This is a genomic window from Nocardioides sp. Bht2, assembly GCF_047308515.1.
Lineage (GTDB): Bacteria > Actinomycetota > Actinomycetes > Propionibacteriales > Nocardioidaceae > Nocardioides.
This window is the reverse complement of record NZ_JBLBWI010000001.1, coordinates 892,708-910,634: the sequence shown is the minus strand read 5'-3', so window position 1 is coordinate 910,634 and position 17,927 is coordinate 892,708. Positions and strand designations below refer to the sequence as shown.

The 17,927-nt window shown below is 67.6% G+C and carries 16 protein-coding genes and 1 pseudogene; 6 read left to right on the top strand and 11 right to left on the bottom strand.

Features of this window, described 5'->3' with window-relative positions; all coding sequences use genetic code 11:
• Positions 1 to 61: 61 nt before the first annotated feature.
• The 3 genes from ACLM5J_RS04360 to ACLM5J_RS04350 all read right to left on the bottom strand — a co-directional run bounded on the left by ACLM5J_RS04360 (position 62) and on the right by ACLM5J_RS04350 (position 3,724).
• Positions 62 to 268 (bottom strand): hypothetical protein, encoded by a 207-nt coding sequence (locus ACLM5J_RS04360; protein ID WP_413654829.1) that lies wholly within the window; start codon positions 266 to 268, stop codon positions 62 to 64.
• Between the two features lie 2 nt (positions 269 to 270).
• A complete protein-coding gene (locus tag ACLM5J_RS04355; RefSeq protein ID WP_413654828.1) occupies positions 271 to 1,698 on the bottom strand; it encodes a glycosyltransferase in 1,428 nt (475 codons plus the stop codon).
• 190 nt (positions 1,699 to 1,888) lie between these two features.
• A complete protein-coding gene (locus tag ACLM5J_RS04350) occupies positions 1,889 to 3,724 on the bottom strand; it encodes a phosphoenolpyruvate carboxykinase (GTP) (protein WP_413654827.1) in 1,836 nt (611 codons plus the stop codon).
• A 174-nt stretch (positions 3,725 to 3,898) separates the two neighbouring features.
• On the opposite strand from ACLM5J_RS04350, the gene ACLM5J_RS04345 reads away from it, so the two are divergent.
• Positions 3,899 to 5,053: a YihY/virulence factor BrkB family protein gene (locus tag ACLM5J_RS04345; RefSeq protein ID WP_413654826.1), complete on the top strand. Its 1,155-nt coding sequence runs from the start codon at positions 3,899 to 3,901 to the stop codon at positions 5,051 to 5,053.
• 10 nt (positions 5,054 to 5,063) lie between these two features.
• Here the strand turns inward: ACLM5J_RS04345 and ACLM5J_RS04340 are convergent, their stop codons facing one another.
• Positions 5,064 to 5,900 (bottom strand): GH25 family lysozyme, encoded by an 837-nt coding sequence (locus ACLM5J_RS04340; protein WP_413654825.1) that lies wholly within the window; start codon positions 5,898 to 5,900, stop codon positions 5,064 to 5,066.
• 121 nt (positions 5,901 to 6,021) lie between these two features.
• On the opposite strand from ACLM5J_RS04340, the pseudogene ACLM5J_RS04335 reads away from it, so the two are divergent.
• Positions 6,022 to 6,480 (top strand): annotated as a pseudogene (locus ACLM5J_RS04335) (MFS transporter); the annotation flags it as partial.
• A 91-nt stretch (positions 6,481 to 6,571) separates the two neighbouring features.
• The gene (locus tag ACLM5J_RS04330; protein ID WP_413654824.1) at positions 6,572 to 7,279 is read left to right on the top strand and encodes an MFS transporter; all 708 of its coding nucleotides are present in this window, start codon (positions 6,572 to 6,574) and stop codon (positions 7,277 to 7,279) included.
• 39 nt (positions 7,280 to 7,318) lie between these two features.
• Here the strand turns inward: ACLM5J_RS04330 and ACLM5J_RS04325 are convergent, their stop codons facing one another.
• Positions 7,319 to 7,750 (bottom strand): SRPBCC family protein, encoded by a 432-nt coding sequence (locus tag ACLM5J_RS04325; protein ID WP_413654823.1) that lies wholly within the window; start codon positions 7,748 to 7,750, stop codon positions 7,319 to 7,321.
• Positions 7,751 to 7,994: 244 nt separating this feature from the next.
• On the opposite strand from ACLM5J_RS04325, the gene ACLM5J_RS04320 reads away from it, so the two are divergent.
• Positions 7,995 to 9,056, top strand: a complete 1,062-nt coding sequence (locus ACLM5J_RS04320) for a hypothetical protein (protein ID WP_413654822.1) — start codon at positions 7,995 to 7,997, stop codon at positions 9,054 to 9,056.
• 77 nt (positions 9,057 to 9,133) lie between these two features.
• Here ACLM5J_RS04320 and ACLM5J_RS04315 read toward each other — a convergent pair whose 3' ends face one another.
• Together ACLM5J_RS04315 and ACLM5J_RS04310 are read right to left on the bottom strand one after the other, a co-directional pair.
• Positions 9,134 to 11,506, bottom strand: coding sequence for an MMPL family transporter (locus ACLM5J_RS04315; protein WP_413654821.1), 2,373 nt, complete (start codon positions 11,504 to 11,506; stop codon positions 9,134 to 9,136).
• 45 nt (positions 11,507 to 11,551) lie between these two features.
• The gene (locus tag ACLM5J_RS04310) at positions 11,552 to 12,139 is read right to left on the bottom strand and encodes a TetR/AcrR family transcriptional regulator (RefSeq protein WP_413654820.1); all 588 of its coding nucleotides are present in this window, start codon (positions 12,137 to 12,139) and stop codon (positions 11,552 to 11,554) included.
• Between the two features lie 132 nt (positions 12,140 to 12,271).
• Between ACLM5J_RS04310 and ACLM5J_RS04305 the strand changes: the two genes are divergently transcribed.
• A complete protein-coding gene (locus ACLM5J_RS04305) occupies positions 12,272 to 13,660 on the top strand; it encodes an NAD-dependent malic enzyme (RefSeq protein ID WP_413654819.1) in 1,389 nt (462 codons plus the stop codon).
• Between the two features lie 243 nt (positions 13,661 to 13,903).
• On the opposite strand, the gene ACLM5J_RS04300 is transcribed toward ACLM5J_RS04305, so the two are convergent.
• From ACLM5J_RS04300 to ACLM5J_RS04285, 4 genes are all read right to left on the bottom strand, one after another.
• Entirely contained in the window at positions 13,904 to 14,398 is a 495-nt protein-coding gene (locus tag ACLM5J_RS04300) for a nitroreductase family deazaflavin-dependent oxidoreductase (RefSeq protein ID WP_413654818.1), read from the bottom strand.
• A gap of 106 nt (positions 14,399 to 14,504) precedes the next feature.
• Complete coding sequence (locus tag ACLM5J_RS04295) at positions 14,505 to 14,999, bottom strand: SRPBCC family protein (RefSeq protein ID WP_413654817.1); 495 nt, start codon at positions 14,997 to 14,999, stop codon at positions 14,505 to 14,507.
• A gap of 35 nt (positions 15,000 to 15,034) precedes the next feature.
• Positions 15,035 to 15,826: a protein phosphatase 2C domain-containing protein gene (locus ACLM5J_RS04290; protein ID WP_413654816.1), complete on the bottom strand. Its 792-nt coding sequence runs from the start codon at positions 15,824 to 15,826 to the stop codon at positions 15,035 to 15,037.
• Positions 15,823 to 16,521: a vWA domain-containing protein gene (locus ACLM5J_RS04285; protein WP_413654815.1), complete on the bottom strand. Its 699-nt coding sequence runs from the start codon at positions 16,519 to 16,521 to the stop codon at positions 15,823 to 15,825. The genes ACLM5J_RS04290 and ACLM5J_RS04285 overlap by 4 nt, the downstream gene beginning before the upstream one ends.
• Positions 16,522 to 16,610: 89 nt before the next feature.
• Between ACLM5J_RS04285 and ACLM5J_RS04280 the strand changes: the two genes are divergently transcribed.
• The gene (locus tag ACLM5J_RS04280; protein ID WP_413654814.1) at positions 16,611 to 17,909 is read left to right on the top strand and encodes a protein kinase domain-containing protein; all 1,299 of its coding nucleotides are present in this window, start codon (positions 16,611 to 16,613) and stop codon (positions 17,907 to 17,909) included.
• The last annotated feature ends 18 nt before the right edge of the window (positions 17,910 to 17,927 follow it).

Below are 17,927 nucleotides of genomic sequence, written 5' to 3'. Positions count from 1 at the left end.
TCAATGTGACCTCAGCGTCGCGTTTCGTCCCGAAACGGCGCGCTGAGGTCACATTGAGCGCTCAGATGGGGCCGTCGGGGTGGATGCTGCGCGTTTCGGAGCGCTGCTTGCGACGGCCGATCCAGTCCTGGACGTAGATCTTGGGCAGACACTTGGCGATCGCCAAGGCCACGTAGAGCACGGTATTGATCGCCACGAAGGCAGCCAGGACGGCGACCGCGTGCGAGCGGAGCAGGCTCTCCGGGAAGAGGATTCCCCAGGTCTCCATGGTCAGTCCTCCACCTTCACGGTGCCGTCGTCGGCCTGCACGATGTGCTTCCAGGCGGCCTCGCGGCCCAGGGCGATGTCCATCACGCCTCGGACGTAGACGATGTTGAGGAACATCGCGTAGGCGAGCTCGGGGAAGAGGGTCAGGGCGAGCAGTCGCGCCCGCCAACCGCCACGCCAGACGGTGACCACCCGTTCCAGTACGAAGAGCAGGCCGATGCCGAGCCAGAACGGGAACCAGACCCACGAGTCCATCGACAGCATCATCAGGGCCATCAACAGCAGGTAGCTGGTGAGCGCCAGGACGCCGTAGCCGATGCCGAGCTGCTGGGCCCAGTAACGCATCGTCTGCGGGGTCAAACCGTAGGCGCCGAGGTTGTCGAGCGCGCCTCGCTGCCAACGCAGGCGCTGGGCCCAGAGCGCGCGCCAGCTCGGCATCACCTCGGTGACGACGGTGCACTGGTGCGGGGAGACCATCTGCGCGCCGAGGCTCTTGAGCGCGAGGGTGAGCTCGTTGTCCTCGGTCAGCGCCAGGGTGTCGTAGACGTCCCCGGGTACGCCCGGAAGGGTGCCGCCGCGGCTTGCGGCGACGGTACGCAGGGCGATCGGACGGAAGACGGTGGCGGTGCCGGTGAGCACGTAGACCCGACCCCGCCGACGGCGTAGCTCGCGTCCGTAGCGGTGGTACTCGTTGCGCTGCATCTGGCCGATCAGGCCGCCGCCGTCCTCACCGTAGAAGAGTCCGCCGACCGCCATCAGCGCGCGGTCGTCGGTCATCCGGGTGGCGACGATCTCCAGGAAGCCGGCGTCCAACGTGGTGTCGGCGTCCATCACCATCACCAGGTCGTTGTCGCCCTGTCCGGGCAACACCTGGCGCAGTGCCTGGTTGAGGCCACCCGCCTTCTTGTGTGAGTTGTCGACCGTCTCCAGGACGTCGACGCCGCGGCCCCGGGCGATCTCGACGGTGGCGTCGGTGCAGTTGTCGGCGACCACCACGATCCGGCTGGGCGGGAACGACTGGGCCTTCAACGAGTCGATGGTGGCGCCGATCGCCGCCTCCTCGTTATGGGCGGGGACCAGCACCGTGATCGTCACCGGGCCGGCGAAGACGCCGCGGGTCTTCGCCATGATCACGCGCGGAGCGAGCGGCAGGACGTCCGGCATCATGCTGCGCCGGGAGCGCAGCGAGATGCGGCGTTCGGCCAGTGCGACCAGCGCGGCCAGGGCGAGCCCCAGTCCGACCGCGAAGATCAGGATCCGCAACGGTGGCACCGAGTCGTCGTAGAAGACGTTCCAGGTGTCGCTGATGAGGGTGTGCTCGGGCGGCTCGGCCATCAGCGGGTCGGTCCATGCCACGGCGAACAGCATCAGCGCAGCACCGGCTACGGCCGATCCGATGATGATCAGCCCGACGGCCCGTTGGAACTTCATCGCACACCCTCCGAGTAGGCATCTGCAGTACCCAATTATGGGGATCCCAGGCTAGAACGCTCGATGTGACCTCAGCGCGCCGTTTCGGGACGAAACGCGACGCTGAGGTCACATCGAGCGCAGGGAAAGGGAAACGCCCGCCCCAGCCGGGTGGCTGGGGCGGGCGTTCTTCAAGCGGTGAGCCGGGGGATCAGTCCTCGAGGGCCTTCTCCACGCGGCGGTGAGCCTCCCAGATCGCCTCAGGCATGTTCGGGAACTGCTCGAGGTGCTCCGTGCGGTAGCCCATCTCCTGCTGCCAGCGAGCGGTGTCGATGGAGAGGATCTTGGCCAAGTCGGCCTCGCTGATCTCGACGCCGTCGAGGTTCAGCTCCTCCTTGGTCGGGATGATGCCGACCGGAGTCTGGTGACCCTTGACCTCGCCGTTCTTGAGCTGGATCAGCCAGAGCAGCGGGCGCAGGTTGTCGCGGTATCCGGGCCACAGGAAGTGGCCGTCCTCGGGGTCACGCTGGAACCAGTTCACGTGAGCGAAGATCGGCTGCTCCTTGGCAGCGCCGACGACGTTCAGGTAGTGCTGGGCGTAGTCACCCTCGCCGTACGCCATGAACGGGCGGTTCGACATCGGGTCGTAGCGCAGCACGCCTTCCTTGCCCTCGGCGGCGAAGGTGGCCTCCGCGCCCAGGGTGAGGCCGTCGTAGACACCCTCGGCCAGGTCGGTGATCGCGCGGATCAGCGGCTCGCGGTCACGGGTACGACCACCGAAGATGATCGCGTCGATCGGCACGCCGGCCGGCTCGTCGTAGTCCTTCGCGATGTTCGGGACGTTGCCGAGCGTGGTGGTGAAGCGGCTGTTCGGGTGCGCCCACGGGTCGTTCGCCTGCTCGGGGGAGCGGTCGGCGATGGCGTCGCCCTTCCAGTCCTCCCAGCCGGTGACGTCGGCCGGGGGAGCGTCGGTACGACCCTCCCACCAGACCTCCTGCGTGGTCGGGTTGTAGGCGACGTTGGTGAAGATCACCTTGGTGCCCTCGGCCAGCGACTCCAGAGCGGTCGGGTTGGTGACCTCGTTGGTGTCCTTGGCAACGCCGAAGACGCCGTACTCGGGGTTCATGCCGTAGAGCTTGCCGCTCTTCTCGTCGACCCAGAGCCACGCGATGTCGTCGCCGTAGAAGGAGACGTGGTACCGGTCGCCGAGGACGTCCGGGGCGAGCATCATGGCGAGGTTGGTCTTGCCGGAGGCGCTCGGGAAGCCACCACAGATGTGGTAGTCCTTGCCGGTCTCCTTGTCGTGGATACCGATGAGCATGTACTGCTCGGCAAGGAACTTCTTCGAGGCCCAGCCGTCGTAGGCGCCCTGACGCAGACCGTGGGCGATCTTGCCCAGCAGCGCGTTGCCGCCGTACGAGGAGCCGTAGTGCAGGATCGTGCGCTCGTCGGCGACGGTCACGAACCAGCGCTGGTCGTCCGGGGTGCCCTGGCCGAGGTTCTCCAGGTCGCCGGTGACGTGCACGGCCTTGACGAACGAGTCCGGGTCCTCGAGGTCGTTGACGTACTCGACGCCGACCCGAGCCATCCGGATCATGTGCAGCACGACGGTGCGGGTGTCGGTCAGTTCGACACCGGTGCCCCAAGGAGCAAGCGCGTTGCCGGCAGGAGCCATCAGGTAGGGGACCACGTACATGGTCTTACCGGCCGAGGCGCCGCGCATGCGGCCCTCGAGCAGAGGCTTCATCTCAGACGAAGGGCGCCAGTTGTTGTAGACGCCCTTGTCCTTCTCGTCACTGGTGGCCACCACGGTGCGCTCTTCCGAGCGTGCGGTGTCCTTGTGGTAGCTCCGGGAGTAGTAGCGACCATCGCCGGCCGGCAGCAGCTCGCCTGCCTCAAGTGCCTCCGCGATCAGGCGGTCGTCGTCAGCGGCACCAACCACCTCGACACGCTCCGCGCCGGTCAGCTCCGCCCAGTATCGGACGTACTCCCGAACCTTCGGGTTGGACAATCCTGCTTCGTCCAACACCGCTTCCACATCGACCATTGAATCTGTCCTCTCCTGATGATTCTTCACGGTCTTGCTGGTCAGACTCTGCCATGAGCGCGCGCAGAGGTGTGAACGGGCTCAGGAAGCGGGCACCTGAGTGGCTGGTGTGAGTGGTGTGGTCACGGCCTTGGATGTGCCCTATCGAACAGACATGACGATAACCTGACCTACATGTTCCGTGGGGCGGTGTCGGTCCTCGACCGGGCCCAGAGACGGGTCCGGGCTGTGTCGATCCCGCTTGCGGTCATCTACAAGTTCTTCGAGGACCAGGGCAACTATCTGGCCGCGATCCTCACCTACTACGCCTTCATCGCGATCTTCCCGCTGATGCTGCTGGCCACCTCGATCCTCGGTTTCTTCCTCGAAGGCCGCCCTGAGCTGCAAGAACAGCTTCTCGACTCCGCGCTCAGCCAGTTCCCGATCATCGGCGACCAGCTCGGTCGCCCGGAGGGCCTGAAAGGGTCGACCGCCGGTGTGATCTCCGGTCTGCTGGTCTCGCTCTACGGTGCGATGGGGCTCGGCCAGGCGATCCAGAACGTGCAGAACGTCGCGTGGTACGTGCCGCGCAACTCGCGGCCGAACCCGATCCTGCTGCGACTCAAGAGTGTGGCGCTTCTCTCGGTGGTCGGCGTCGGGATGGTGGCCATCTCGGTGCTCGCGACGCTGGGTAGCTCGACCGACATCCTGGGTAATTGGACGCTGCGTCCCGGGATCTCCTGGCTGATCCGGTTGGCCCACGTGCTGCTGATCGGCACCGTGCTGACCCTGCTCTTCCGAGTCGCCACCGCTAAGGATCACCACCTGCTCAGGGCCGCGCCCGGTGCGTTCACGGTCGCCGTGCTCTGGCAGGTCGTCCAGCACTTCGGAACGGTCTTCGTGGCGAAGGTGATCGTCGGCACCTCCGAGATGACCCAGGTCTTCGGTGTCGTTCTCGGTCTGATCGGTCTGCTCTACGCCGGCTCGGTGGCCGCGGTCTTCGGTGTCGCGTTGAACGTGGTGCTCGCGCTACGGCTCTACCCGCGGGCCCTGCTCACCCCGTTCACCGACCACGTCCAGCTCACCGACGGCGACCGGCGGGCCTACACCGGGATGGCCCGCGCGCAACGGACCAAGGACTTCGCCGACATCCAGGTCCGATTCGGGCCATCACCGCTCGATCTCAAGGTGGCCCGGGAGACCGCGGAACGGGCTGCCGCCGAACGGTCGACGCTGGCCCGGCTCCAGCAGCAGCGCCGGGCCGAGCCCTCGGGTGACCCCGGTGACGACCTGGAGCCGACGCAGCCGTTGCGGTTCGAGGACCTCGACGACGGCAAACCCGCCAGCTGAGACCGTCGGGCTAGCTGGTCTCGCGGAGCAGGTTGAGGTCGACGTTGCCCGGGACGCCGTCCACGCGCGCGCTGTCCGACTTCTGCCACATCCACCAATCGCTGCCGGGCTCTTCCTTGCCGAGCAGTCGCACCCACAGCCGACGGTCGAGGGCCGCCGTCAGGTGGAACCGCTCCTCGAAGTCGGGGTAGGCGTAGACGACCACGTTGCGCCCGGTGGCGGCTTCGACGTCGTCGATGAAGCCCTGCACCTCGCGCAGCAGTTCGGCGCGGGCCGGGGGCTGGGCGCAGTTTCCGCCCAGTTCGAGGTCGACGGCGGGCGGGAGGGTGGTCCGCCGATCACCCTGCTCGCCGAGCACCTGGACGAAGTGCTTCGCCTGCGGTGCGCCCGGTGAGCAGATGCTGAAGTAGTGGTATCCGCCGACGCGGAGCCCGGCCGCGAGGGCCTGGCGGCGGTTGTCGGCGAAGCGTGGGTCTGTGAAGGTGCTGCCCTCGGAAGCCTTGAGGTAGGCGAACTCGATCTCATCCGCGGCGACCCTCTTCCAGTCGATCACGCCCTGGTGGTGCGAGGCGTCGATGCCGAGGTGGTCGCGGACCCGGCTACTGCTCGGCGTGGTCGCCTCGTTCTCCTCGGTGGCCTTCGCCCGTGGCAGGCCGGCCTCGGCGTCCAGGGTGGCCTGCGGGATCTCGGAGGAGAGCAGTTCGGAGCGGGTCACGTCGTGTTCGTGGTCCGGCTTGGCCTCGGGCTCGTCGCTGCACGCGGCCAGCGTGCTCGCCGTCAGCAGCGCGCACAGGAAGGCCAGGGTCTGGAGCATCGGCCGCCCGGTCGCGGCGCCACGGATCCGCACCGGGTCAACGTACGCCGGGTGCCCGGCCGATGGCTACGTCGGGGCGGAGGTTCGTCAGGTGCGGTGCGGCCCGGTCCGATAACCGCTCGCGACGGTCGGAGGTGGCGAGGATGATAGGTCGGTGAGTTCGACCGACGTGACCTTTCGCAACTTCCTGGCGGCACTCCCCACCCCGGGGCGCTGGTTGTTGGCGACCACCGCCTTCCAGGTCCTCGGCCGTGGTCTCACCCTGCCGTTCACGATCATCTACCTGCACGAGGTCCGTCACCTGAGCCTCGACGTCGCGGGCGCGATGATGGCGCTGATCGGTGCCGTCGCGCTGGTCTTCACGCCGTTGGCCGGCACCCTCACCGACCGGTGGGGCGCGCGGATGATGGTGATCATCGGCAGTGCCGCGCAGGTGATCGGGGTCGGGCTGCTCGCCTTCGCCGACACGGTCGGCGAGGTCACCGTGGCGATGTTCTTCATCGGCATCTGCAACGCCGGTGGCTGGTCGGCGTTCAACGTGCTGATCGCCTCGATCGTCGACGGACCGCTGCGCCAGCAGTACTTCGGGATCAACTTCGCGCTGATCAACCTCGGGATCGGAGTCGGCGGCGTGATCGGCGGCGTCTTCGTCGACGTCGACCGCGCCGAGACGTTCACCACCATTCTTGATCGACGCGGTCTGCATGCTGATCCCGATCGCGTTGATGCTCGGCCCGTTGCGCGCCGTCCACGGTCGCAGCGAGGTGCCTCCGGAGGAGATCGGCGGCCCGAAGGTCACCTATCTCTCCCTGCTCCGGCGTCCGGGGGTGGCGAACCTGGTGCTGATCGGGTTGGTCTTCGCCTTCGTCGGCTACGGCCAGATGGAGGGCGGCTTCCCGGCGTTCGCGCGCGGCGTCAGCGAGGTGTCGACGCGGGTGATCGGGTGGGCGTTCGCTCTGAACACGTTGGTGATCGTGCTCTTCCAGTTCGCGGTGCTCCGCCGGATGCAGGGTCATCGTCGGACCCGCGTGATGATGGTGATGGCCGCGATCTGGGCGGCCTCGTGGCTGATCCTCGGCTCCACCGGACTCTTCAGCGGTACCGCGGCGGCGGCCACCATGGTGCTGGTCTTCCATGCCCTCTTCGCGAGCGGCGAGACGTTGCTGCAGCCGACTCTGCCGGCGATCACCAACGATCTGGCACCGGCCCATCTCCGCGGCCGCTACAACGCCTTGGGGGCGGCTGCGTTCCAACTCGGCGCGGTGGTCGCGCCGCTCTCGGCGGGCTTCCTGTTGCGTCACGACCTCTCGGCCGCCTTCATCGCGGTGCTGCTCGCCGGGTGCGCGCTGCTCGCGGTCTTCGCGCTCCGTCTGGAGCGTCAGATCACGCCCGAGGTCAACGGCTCAATGTGACCTCAGCGCGCGGATCTGGGTCGAACTACGGCGCTCAGCTCACAGTGAGCGGGAAAGATTCGACAGCAGTTCTTCGTGGATCGCACGCAGACCCTTCGGCGCGAAGGTCCGCTCGAAGAAGCCGCCGATGCCCGAGGCACCGGTCCACGTGGTCGTGACGTCGACCCTGCTACCCGTGCCGCTCGGCGTCACCTGGTAGGTGGTGACCATCGAGGAGTTCCGGTCGCTCTCGGTGACCGAGGTGGAGGTGGTGAGTACGTCGGCGACGACGTCGCGGGTCCGCTTCTCGGTGGCGTGCAGCTTCCATGCCACGACGGTCCCTGCGCCGACGCCGCCTTCCTGGACGGCGTAGTCGGTGTAGTGCCGGGTGAGGATGGTCGGACGCACGGTGGCGTAGTCGGCCAGTGCGGCGAGCACCTGCTCCGGTGCGGCGGCGATGGTGGCTTCGGCAGTGGCGGTGACCTGACCCATTTGATGCTCCTCGAGAAGAATGTCCGGCGTCGCGCCGGGAAGTCGGTTGCCGAGAACGGTACGGCGCTCCGGGAAATTTCTTGTGGTCAGGGTGACAAGTTCCGGTACTTGGTCGTTGAACCTGAGGAAACGCGCTTACGCGGCCCTTAGGTGGGCTGGAGCATGTACCGACACGACAACGACAATCTGCTGGGGGCAGCGGCGTCGGGCCGCGAACGAGATGAAATTTTTGGAATGGTCAGAGGTGTTCGTCAAGGACCCGCCGACGCCGTCGACACGGTCGGAGACCGACCGTGAGCTGCAGTCGATCCGGACCGCGAACGACTGGTTCGGCGCCCACCTCTTCAACTGGCTGTCGGCCGACTGGGATGCCATGGAGGAGCTGGCACCGGACTCCCCGGAGGCCGCCGAGGCCAGCGCGACATGGCGCTCGATGCTGAGCGACTACGCGTTCTCGGTCGGCACGAACATCACCGAGATCGGTCATCGCGCGCAGAACGCCGCCGAGGCCGAGGGCAAGGCGTTCCCAGGCACCGAGATCAACTTCCACATCCTCAACCACGCGATGCTGGCGATGTGGAGTCTGGCGATCGGTGTGCCGACCGACCACTCGCGAGCGCAAGAGATCCGCGACGCGCAGATCTCGTTGGCGTTGGCGGGCACCCATCACGCCGAGGATCGCGACCGACGTACCGACCACACGCCAGACGCCTACTACGCCGAGGAGAACGCGGCCTACCGGCGGAAGATCTCCGGCATCGCCACCGAACTCGACGCCGCGATCGTGCTGTTGGAGCTCTGCAAGCGGCACCCCGATCTCTGTGTGCTGCCGGCCCCGCGGAGGTTCGAGGCGTTCAGCGCCGCGGTGCTCGACGAAGAGGGCCGTCACGTCAACGCCAACAGTGACTTCGTGGTCTTCAACACCAAGGAACTACTGGTGATCGGGGTCCAGGTGAAGACCTCGGTGGGGGCCAATACCCAGGCGTACAGCAACGATCACGTGGTGCTTCTCGACGGCGTCCACGACCTGGGGAACACGCGCGCCGTCCGGCTCGACCCGCGCCGCTCCGACCGTCGGATCAAGCCGTGGCCGGGGTTGATCGCGCTCGGATTCCTGGCCGACGTCCCCGCCAAGGTGCTCCGCCAGCACGCCGGTGCCACGCTGCGCGGCATCCACTCCGTGATGCGGGACCGGGAACAGGCCCGCACCCTGGTCGGAGAGTTCCCGGACATGCTGGAGGCCGCCGTGCAGCGGGCCGAAGCCTTGATCCTGCCGAGGGTGACGGGGCAGACCCCGGAGAGCTGACGCCGGACTGCGCTATCGGTGAAAACGGCGAAGGCCGCCCCGAGCGAACTCGGGACGGCCTTCGGCGGAGTCAGATCTCAGACACCGACCAGTTCGGGGTCGAGGTCGTCGTCCTTGCTGCGGTGCAGGGTGTCCATGTGCGGGCGGTGCAGGTTCTCGCCCTCGATGTCGACGTTGGGCAGGATCCTGTCCAACCACTTCGGCAGGTACCAGGCCTTCTCCTTCATCAGGTACATCAGCGCCGGGATCAGCGTCATCCGCACGATGAAGGCGTCGAAGACGATGGCGGCTGCGAGAGCGAAGCCCATCATCTTGATGATCGGCTCGGCCTGGAGCATGAACGCCGCGAAGACGAAGGTCATGATCACTGCGGCCGCCGCCACCACGCGGGCGCTGCCACGGAAGCCGTCGATCACTGCCTCGCGGTAGTCGGCGCCATGCACATGGGCCTCGCGGATCCGGGTCACCAGGAAGACCTGGTAGTCCATCGCCAGACCGAAGACCACACCGATCAGGAAGATCGGCATGAAGCTGACGATCGGCTGGCCCTCGAAGAGACCGAACGCCTCCTCCTGGAAGACCGCCACGGTGGCGCCGAGGGTGGCGAGCACCGAGAGCAGGAAGCCGAGGGTCGCCGTCAGCGGAACCAGGATGGAACGGAAGACGATCATCAGCAGGATGAACGCCAGACCGATCACGACGGCCAGGTAGATCGGGAGGGCGTCGGCCAACTGCTCCGAGATGTCCACCGTGATCGCGGTGAGGCCGGTGATACCGGTGTCGGTGCCGGTCGCGGCTTCGATGGCGTTCTGGCCGTTGCGCAGGTCGGCGAGCAGATCCTCGGTCGCGGTGTCGTCCGGTGCGGACGACGGCAGGATGGTGATCAGCGCACCACTCTGGTCCTCGTTGGTGGCGGCGAGGGTGGCCAGGCTGACGTCGTCCTGGCCCTTGGCCCAGTCGACGATCTCGTTGATCTTGTCCATCCGCTCGTCCTCGGGGACGTCGCGGGCGTCGGCGACGAGCAGCATCGGACCTTCACGGCCGGGACCCCACGCGTCGGCGATCAGGTCGGACGCCTTGCGCTGGGTGGTCTCGGTGGGCGAGGTGCTGTCGGTCGGGAACGCCAGGTGCATGTTCTTCATCGGGATGGCGATCGCGCCGAGGGCGACGATCACCAGCAGGACGACGGCGACCGGACGCTTGCCGACGAACTGAGCCCAACGGACACCGTTGTTGAGGACCAGGCCGCGGTCGTCGCGGGCCGGGCGGTACTTGCGGACCTGACCGCCGAACGCCTTGGTCTTGAAGAGGCCGAGGACGGCGGGAAGCAGGGTCAGGGCCACCAGGACGGCGACGAAGACTGTCGCGGCGGCGGCCAGACCCATGGTGGTCAGGAACGGGATGCCGACGACGGAGAGCGCGGAGAGCGCGATCAGCACGGTGAGGCCCGCGAAGACCACCGCGGAACCTGCGGTTCCGACCGCGATGCCTACCGCCTCTTCACGGTCGTCGGTGTGGTCGAGTTCGTTCCGATAGCGCGCCAGGATGAAGAGGGCGTAGTCGATTCCGACCGCCAGGCCCAGCATGGTGGCCAACATCGGCGTGCTTGAGCCGATGTCGGTGAAGGCGGTCATCAACTGGATGCCGATCATTCCGATCGCGACACCGATGATGGCGGTGATGATCGGCAGGCCGGCAGCGACCAGCGAGCCGAAGGTGAGCACGAGGACCAGCAGGGCAAGGCCGATGCCGATCATCTCGGAGGTCAGGCCGAGCGGAGCCATGGCGGACATGCCGGAGCCGTTGGCTTCGACGGTGAGGCCGGAGTCGCGGGCGGCGTCCATCGCGTCTTCGACGGCTTCGACGGTGTCGACCTCGACGTCCATCACGGTGTCGACGTCGAACTGGAAGGTGATCAGCCCGGTGCGACCGTCCTCGGTGAGGGCGAGCAGCTGCTTGATCCCGAGCAGGTTCTCCTGGACCGTGGCGGCGGCAGCCTCCGGCGTCGCGCCGTTCTCGATCTCGGTCTGGACCATCTGTGCGTACTGGTCCTTGGCTGCGGTGACCGGATTGGCCGGCAGCGGCGCGGGGGCACCGGAGTCGAGCTCGGCGCCCTCAGCGAACATCTGGGGTCCGTCGATCAGGTCGGCGACGAGGGAGTCGATCGCATTCATGTACTCGGGTTCGGCCAGGGTGTGACCCTTCGGAGCCTGGACGACGACGCTCACGCTGGCTTCGTCGAAGGCGTCGGCGGAGCCGGGGAAGAGCTCGGACTGGAGGTCGGCGGCCTTCTCCGACGGGATGCCGGGGATCGACATGGCGTCGGTCATCGGCTTGGCGAAGGTGGCCGCCAGCGAGCCCAGGCCAACGATGGCGATCAGCCACGCGGCGAGGAAGATCGGCCAGCGCCGGAAGGCGGTCTTGCCGAGTCGGTAGAGCAGAGTTGCCATCGTGGTGGCTTCCTGTGTGTGGGTGGTCAGGATGGGTGGGTCGGGTCAGACGAAGAGCGTGTTGGCTCGCGCCGCGGCCTCGTCGTAGTAGTCGGTGAAGCCGCGGTCGTCGGTGCTTTCGAGGAAGCTCTCCAGGGCGACCTGGCACAGCACGATGAGCAGGCCGAGGGCGACCTTGGCGCGGACCTCGTCGTAGTGACCGGCCTCGCGCTCGCGAATCATCTCCAGAACCGTGGCGGCCAGCGTCTCGAAGCGTTCGTGGCAGGCCGCCATCACCCGGGGGTTGCGGATCACCTGACGCATGGTGGTGATCTGCGACTTCTCCTGCGGCATCCGCTCGAAGTGGCGGTGCGCCAAGTGGCCGAGGTCGGTGAGCAGGTGGCCGGTCGGGCCGCCAGCCCGGAACTCGCCGGTGAACTCCTCCGTCAGCTCCGGCTCCGGGCCGAGGACGGCGTCCAGTTTGGAGTCGAAGTAGTTGAAGAGGGTGCGCCGGGAGACCTTCGCGGCCTGTGCGAGGTCTTCCATGGTGAAGCCCTCGAAGCCACGCTCGGCGGCGAGCTGCTGCGCGCACGTGGCGATCTGCAGGGCAGAGCGCTCACGACGAGTCAGGGTTGAGTTTGCACTTTCGGACACAGAGTGCAGTCTTGCACTTCGCTGGGGTTGAGTGCAAAAGGATTCGGCGTGACCTGCGTCTCGTGCTTCGGGAGTTAGTCGTGCGAATTTGCTGACTTGGTGGTAACCCCGAGAGGGGTGAAGCATGGGGCCATGTCAGCCACCGCCTCCTCGTACTCGATCACCATGCGTCTGCACACCCTGCCGGATCACGGCGTGGTGGGACAGGTCGCCACGACGTTGGCGAAGGCGGGTGGGATCGTCACCGCGATCGACGTCGCCGAGTCGAACCATGAGCGACTGGTCGTCGACGTCACCTGCTCCGCGGTCGACGAGACGCACTCCCAGGCGCTGGTCCAGGTGGTCGACGGGTTGCACGGTGTCGAGGTGCACAAGGTGTCGGACCGTACCTTCCTGATCCACCTCGGCGGCAAGATCGAGGTCGCCTCGAAGGTTCCGCTGAAGACCCGTGACGACCTCTCGCTCGCCTACACCCCCGGTGTCGGCCGGGTGTCGATGGCGATCGCAGAGAACCCCGAGGACGTCCGCCGCCTCACCATCAAGGGCAACTCGGTCGCCGTGGTCACCGACGGCTCCGCGGTGCTGGGCCTCGGCAACATCGGCCCGGGCGCCGCGATGCCGGTGATGGAGGGGAAGGCAGCTCTCTTCAAGCGGTTCGCGAACATCGACGCATGGCCGATCTGCCTGGCCAGCCAGGACGTCGACGAGATCGTCCGCGCCGTCGAGATGATCGCCCCCGGCTTCGGCGGCATCAACCTGGAGGACATCGCGGCCCCGCGTTGCTTCGAGATCGAGGCGCGGCTGCGCGAATCGCTCGACATCCCGGTCTTCCACGACGACCAGCACGGCACCGCGATCGTGGTGCTGGCTGCGCTGACCAACGCCCTGCGCTGTGTCGGCAAGCACCTGCCCGACGTGCGGATCGTGGTCGCCGGCGGTGGCGCGGCCGGTTCTGCGATCACCTCCCTGTTGCTTGCCGGTGGCGCCGTTGACGTGGCCGTCTGGGACCGCGAAGGTCTGCTGTCGCGCGACGACGAGACGCTGCCGGAGGCGAAGGCCTCGCTCGCTGCACGGACCAACCCGAACCTGCGTCGCGGCACGCTGCAGGACGGCCTTCAGGGTGCCGACGTCTTCATCGGTGTCTCCGGACCGGGCCTGCTCAACCCCGAGTGGATCAAGGAGATGGCGCCCGAGGCGATCGTCTTCGCTCTCGCCAACCCCGACCCGGAGGTCGACCCGGCCGAGGCGGCGAAGCACGCCGCCGTAGTGGCGTCGGGCCGATCGGACTACCCGAATCAGATCAACAACGTGCTCGCCTTCCCCGGGGTCTTCCGCGGTCTGCTCGACGCCAAGGCCAGCCACGTCACCGACGAGATGCTGCTGCGTGCCGCCGAGGCGATCGCCCACGTCGTCACCGACGAAGAGTTGCACCCCTCGTTCATCATCCCCAGCGTCTTCCACCCGGACGTCGCCAAGCGGGTCGCAGCCGCCATCGCCGGCCGCCCGCTGCACAAGGACTGAGCCCCGGAGGTCGAGCCCGGAGGTCGAGCCTGTCGAGACCGTAACCCCGCGCCCGGAGGTCGAGCCCCGGAGGTCGAGCCTGTCGAGACCGGAGCTGGACGTGTGGGGGTGATCTCGACAAGCTCGATCAACGGGATGGGGCTCGATCAACGGGATGGGGCTCGATCAACGGGATGGGCTCGATCAACGGGATGGGGCCCGATCAACGGGATGGAGCCCGGCCAACGGCGGCCGGGATGAGCCTCAGCGCGGGTCGAGGATGACGACCGGGATCTCCCGGTCGGTCCACACCGCGTACTTGGCGAAGTCCGCGTAGAGGTCGACCAGGCGCGGCCACAGTCGGGCCCGCTCGTCGGCGTCGGCGACGCGGGCGGTCACTGGAACCACCCCACGCCCGCGGACCTCGACGGTGGTCGCGGGGTGCGCCACGAGGTTCGGGAACCACTGCGGGTTCTTCGGCAGTCCACCCTGTGACGCGACGACGACCAGTGATTCGCCGTCGTTCAGGTAGAGCAGCGGCGTGGTGAATGCCGTGCCGGACTTGCGTCCGACATGGTTCAGCAGGAGCGTCTGCACCGGATTCAGGAACCCTGCACCGACCCGCCACTTGCTGCCGATCCGCCCGTTGGTGGCGCGGAAGAGGCGCACCTGGGTGCGTGCCATCACCTTGATGAACTTGGCGGTCAGGGGCGAGTCGAGGCCGGACGGCTTGGTCTCGGGCAACGAGAAACGGCCCATCGGGTCTCCTCAGGGTTGGGGGCGTAGGGATCACCCTGCCGAATTCCGTCAGCTCCCGCAGCGAAACCACCGAGCACACCCGAGCACGGGCAGGGCTCGCGCCGTCTCAGCTGACGCCGTCGCCGGGAGGCGGGGGAGTGACCGCCGCGACGATCCGCGCGTCATCACAGGCACGCGCGAAGGCATTGATCCGGGCCTGGATCTCGCGCCCCAACACGAAGGTTCCGATCCGGTCGGCGATCGGGCTCAACCAGCGCGGCCGGGTCGCGAAGGTGTACTTCCACGTCGCCTCGGTGCCGCCGTCGACCGCCTTGAACCGCCAGCCGCCGCCGAAGCTCGCGAAGAACCATGGGCCATCGACCATCGTCATCCCGACGTTGGTGGGTGGTTGGTAGGAGACGTACTGGCTGTCCATCCGTGGCCCGATCCGCGACCAGGTCCGGGTCCGCACGCCCCTGTCGGGCAGAGTGGCGCCGTCGAGGAAGTGTTGACGCCGGATGAACGGGTCCCAGGAGAGCCGGAGTTCTCCGGTGGTCTGGGAGACCGCGAACGCGATCGCGGGAGAGACCGGCACGACGACCCGAGCGACGACCTGTGGCATGGGTCCAGCCAACCACGGGAAGGGAGGTCGACGCCTCAGAGTCGTGCCAGCAGCGCCAGTGTGGTGTCGTCGCCGCCGACCTCAGCCGGCTCGGTGAGCCACCCCGGGAGCTTCTCGCGCACCCAGTCGATCCCGTTACTGCGTAGGTGTCCGAGCAGATCGGCGCCGACCTGCTGGACCCAGTCCCGTTCGACCTGCGGGGCGCCGAAGCCGTCGGTGACCACGAACGCCAGCGCCACCGGGTGGGTGGCCAGATCGATGAGCGCGACCCGCGCCGCGCGTACCGGATCAGGTTCGGCGAGGGAATGGGTGTGTACCCCGTCGTGGGTCGGGTCGGGTGCGAACGGCTGCGTCATCGTGCCGTCGGGAGAGACCAGGGCCAGTTCGCCGTCCCCGATCTGGAACGCCAACAGGTGCGTCGCATTGGCCGCGACGGCCAGCAGCGTGGTGCCGTAGGTGGTCATCGCGTCGGTCTGCGACATCGAGTCCAGAGGATGCGCGGCGAGATGGCCGCCGACCGCCGACCGCCATTGGGTGACGACCACCTGGGCGAGAGCCTCTTCCAACCCGTCGACGTCCAAGCCTGACGGGCTCGCCAGCTCGGCGGTGATCCGACCCAAGCACCCCGGCAGGATGTCGGCTGCTGTCTCGACGCCGAGCCGGGCGCCGATCTCGCTGCGCAGGTAACGCTGATTGCCGTGCCCGTCCGCGACGATGGCGACCCCGTCGGACGCCGACGCCTCAGCGTGGTGCGCGTCCTGGTTCGGGGCGCCGTTGCGTTGATGGACCGACCCGCGCTGACTGGCAGACGCGACGACCCAGTTCACCGCAGGGTGCTCCAGATCGGGTCACCTGCCGGTGCCGGTGGAGGTGCGTAGGTGGGTGCCCCGTTGGCGACGGCGGGCAGTGATGCGCCGCGGCTCGCGACCTTCGATGCCCAGACCACGTAGTCGATGAGCTGTTCGGGGCTGTCGGCCCGGAGCAGGGGGATCTCGTCGTTCCCGATGAACCGGCGCAACGACGTCAGGTCGGCGTCCCGGCCCACCCCGAGTGCCAGCCGGACGGCGTGGGTCCCGCTGCGGGTGGCCAGCACCCGTTCGAGCCCGTCGGCGAAGGTGGTTGTGGTCTCGGTGGGCATGCCGTCGGAGACCAGGATGATCGCGGGCGGGAAGGCGCCCTGGCTCTGGTCGACCTCGGTCAGCGCGTCAGCCAGGAGGTCCAACGCGCTACCCATCTCGGTGAACCCCTGGGGCACCGCTTCCAGGCGCTGCCAGCGGAACTCTTCAACGGGGGTGGGCACTTCGACGGTCCAGGTCGCTTCGTTGGCGAAGGCCAGTACTCGGATCAGGACGTCGGCGTGCGGGTTGTTGCGAGCCTCGTCGCGCAGGTGCGGGATCACTTCGGCGATCGCGTTGTTGAGCGCCTGGATCCGACCGCCACGCAACATCGAACCGGAGACGTCGAGGACGAAGAAGAGGTGCAACGGGCGACGGGCCACCGCGCCGCCGAGGCGATCACTCATCTGGCCCACCTTCACTTCCACCCGTCACCTGTGGCGAGGATATACCGTGAGCAGTCGTTGGCGATGAGGTTCACGAAGGGGGTGCGACCATGCTGAACAACGGCACTCTGGTCGACCTCGACCTCCTCGGCCCGGCTCGGGTGACCGGCCTGATCGGCCAGGGCGGACAGGGTTTCGTCTACCGGGTCCAGCAGGCGTCGGGGCGGATGCTTGCGCTGAAGTGGTACCGCCCGGAGTCTGCGTCGGACCAACAACGTCAAGGGATCCGCACCCTGGTCGACTTCGGTGCTCCCGACCATCGGTACCTGTGGCCGTTGAGCATGGCGGAGGTGGTCGGCGTCCCCGGCTTCGGGTACGTGATGGAGCTGCGTGAACCTAAGTTCCTGGAGCTCAGTCGGCTCCTGGCCAACCGGGATGCGCACGGCCACGAGCTGCAGGTGAGCTTCGCGGCGACGATCGCGATGTGCCGGCAGCTGGCCGGGAGCTTCCTGCGGCTGCACGCCCGAGGGCTCTGTTACCGCGACATCTCCTTCGGCAACGTCTTCTTCGAGCCTGCCAGCGGAAACATCCTGATCTGCGACAACGACAACGTCGGTGTCGACAACGGGGAGAGCAGGGTGCTGGGGACGCCGTTCTTCATGGCCCCCGAGGTGGTCGCTGACACCACCTTCGCGACCCTGCCGAACACCGACACCGACCGACACTCGTTGGCGGTGCTGCTCTTCTACATCCTCTTCACGGGACACCCGCTCGAAGGACGACTGACCGAAGGCGGGCTCCGCGACCCGGCCTGGCTGACCCAGCACTTCGGTTCCGGCGCGGTCTTCTGTCTGCATCCGGAGCGCACCGAGAACCGGCCGCCCGCGATCGTCCAGCAGTACTGGGACCTCTACCCCGGTTTCCTGCGCGAACTCTTCCTGCATGCCTTCGTCGACGGGCTCCGTGATCCAGGCGCACGGGTCACCGAAGGCCAATGGCTGAAGGCGATGGACCGGTTGGGTGATGCGATGGTCCGCTGTTCGTGCGGCACCACCGGCTTCTTCGACGACGCCGATCCGGACCGTCTCTGCCGGTCCTGCGGCGTCGCCCTCACGCCGCCGTTCGTCTTGCAGGTCGGACGCCGCCGGATCGCGGTGAGCGCGATGGCGCAGGTCCGCGGTGACCACGTCGGGGTCGACGCCGATCAGCCCACGCCGCTCGCCGCCGTCCGCGCGCACCCGCAGGACGCGAACAGGTGGGGGCTCAGCAACCTCACCGACCAGCCCTGGACGGCGCACTATGCCGGTGACCAGCGGGTGACGGTGGCACCAGGCGCCACCGTCGAACTCACTGCGGGCCAACGGATCGACCTGGCCGGCGGCAGCGTCTACGTCGTCGCGCCGTCGTAGACCCAGCGCCGGTCGATC